Here is a 1,974-nt window from a genome sequence, read left to right on the forward strand (position 1 = left end):
AATCAACAGCTTCCTCAATCAGCCTTGGGCAGTAAGACGCCCTTGCAGGCGATGAAAGACTGGCACAAACTCAAACCAGAGCTGTTCAAAAAACAGCCGTATTACCTCCCGGGATGTGACACATAACCCATACATCTATAAACAGATTTCTGACGGCATAAGAGCCAATGATTGCCAACACGAGAATGCCCGGCGCCAACCAGCGGAAGGGGACGCGCAAGATGTCAACGGCGGCGTAAAAATGGGCCATAGGGCGGCGCAAAATTAGGCCAATTGGGGGTTGTGGTTGGGGGGCAAACGGCACTGGCGGCCAGTCAGCCGCGCTCTCCACATAGCTGGCGGTTGACTGGCCGCCTTGGCCCTTCAGGTCAAGTTTGGGTGGTTCAGATCAGGAACCGGCGCTTGCCTTTCGCGCCCGACTTTGGGCGAGCCGGTAGCTCTCGCCATTCATCTCGAGGATGTTGACGTGATGGGGCAGGCGATCAAGAAGCGCACCTGTAAGCCGCTCGGTTCCAAAGGTTTCGGTCCATTCGTCGAATGGAAGGTTACTTGTGATTATCGTGGATCCACGCTCGTAGCGCTGCGAGATCAACTCGAACAGAAGCTCTGCCCCGGTCTTTGAGAGCGGCACGAAGCCCAATTCATCAATGATCAACAGTTTGACGTTCGCCATCTGCTTCTGGACGCGCAGCAAGCGGCGCTCGTCACGGGCCTCCATCAATTCATTGACCAGGGCCGCGGCGGTGGTGAAGCTGACCGTCATACCCTTTTGGCAAGCCGCGAGCCCCAGCCCCAGGGCCACGTGGGTCTTGCCTGTTCCGCTTGGCCCAAGGGCGATGACGTTCTCACGCCGGTCAATCCATTCACAGCGGGAGAGCTCCAGCACCTGCATCTTGTTGAGCTTCGGAATCGCCCGGAAGTCAAAGCTGTCGAGACTCTTTGTGGCGGGGAATTTTGCCGCCTTGATGCGACGCTCGACCATGCGCCGCTCACGGTCAATCAGTTCCAGCTCCACCAAGCGCGTCAGGAACTGAACATGGTCCAAGCCCTCGGCAGCGCATTGGCGTGCCACCTTCTCATACTCGCGTAGGAAGGTCGGCAGCTTCAGCGTCTTGAGGTGATGGCTGAGCAGAATCTCAGGAGCATGGGTCATTCAGCGGCCTCCGAGACCAGGGCCATGTAGCTGGCCGCTGAGGTCATCTCGACATTTGCCCTCGGCAGGTACGGGTAGACATCAAGGTCGAGCCTCGGGGGGCGCTTCTCGACCTGGCAGAGTGCAAGGTGCTTCACGGCGTCAAAACCGACCGTGCCCAGCTTCAGGGCCTTCTTCACGGCAGCGTGCAGGTCATCCATGCCGAAGCTTTCGAGAAGGCGCAGCACCTGCACATACTCGCGGCGCCCCATCTTCAGCATGCGTGCCTCCATCAGGCGGCGGAGGGTGTCGAACTCTTCGGGCAAGTTCCACTCCGCCAGCGGCGCGGCCTGGTCCAGAGCGTTGATCTTGCGTTCGATCAGCGGGAGGTAGTGGATGGGGTCGAACACCATGTCCTCGCGGTCGTAGCTGCGCGGATGCCGAGCGATAACCTCGCCGCGACAGCCGATCATGACCTGGTCAACATAACCACGGATCCAGACATCCTGATGGCCATAGGCCACGGGCACCGAGTAATCGTTGGTGTCGTAGCGAACCAGAGACTGGGAACTGACCCGACCGTTTGCCTGATCGCAGGCCTCGAACGGCGCTGCTGGCAGAGGTCGCATCGCAACCAGATCACGGTGCAATCTCGCGCCGATGGTCTCCTTGTGGCCGCGAAGAACATGGTCTTGCCGGGCGCGGCACTGGGCTTCAAGGTCAGAGTTGAAGGCGTCCCAGTCAGAGAAGCAGGGGATCGGCACCATGTGGTTGCGCCGCGCATACCCAACCATCCCCTCGACATTGCCCTTGTCGTTGCCTTTGCCCGGGCGCCCATAGCG

3 protein-coding genes and 1 pseudogene are annotated in these 1,974 nt (G+C 59.7%); 1 reads left to right on the forward strand and 3 read right to left on the reverse strand.

What is annotated here, in order from left to right; genetic code table 11:
- Positions 1-126 (forward strand): annotated as a pseudogene (locus E1B25_RS21940) (IS481 family transposase); the annotation flags it as partial.
- Here the strand turns inward: E1B25_RS21940 and E1B25_RS21945 are convergent.
- The 3 genes from E1B25_RS21945 to E1B25_RS21955 form a co-directional block, all read right to left on the reverse strand.
- Positions 86-250, reverse strand: coding sequence for a tripartite tricarboxylate transporter permease (locus E1B25_RS21945; protein ID WP_245510827.1), 165 nt, complete (start codon positions 248-250; stop codon positions 86-88). The pseudogene E1B25_RS21940 and the gene E1B25_RS21945 sit on opposite strands and share 41 nt — an antisense overlap.
- 138 nt (positions 251-388) lie before the next feature.
- The gene (gene istB / locus E1B25_RS21950) at positions 389-1,153 is read right to left on the reverse strand and encodes an IS21-like element helper ATPase IstB (protein ID WP_132831682.1); all 765 of its coding nucleotides are present in this window, start codon (positions 1,151-1,153) and stop codon (positions 389-391) included.
- Positions 1,150-1,974, reverse strand: an 825-nt coding sequence (locus tag E1B25_RS21955) for a transposase (protein ID WP_132831683.1), incomplete at its 5' end; no start/stop codon positions are given. The genes istB and E1B25_RS21955, both read right to left, overlap by 4 nt.

The sequence above is a fragment of the Antarcticimicrobium sediminis genome (assembly GCF_004348975.1).
Taxonomy (GTDB): Bacteria; Pseudomonadota; Alphaproteobacteria; order Rhodobacterales; family Rhodobacteraceae; genus Antarcticimicrobium; species Antarcticimicrobium sediminis.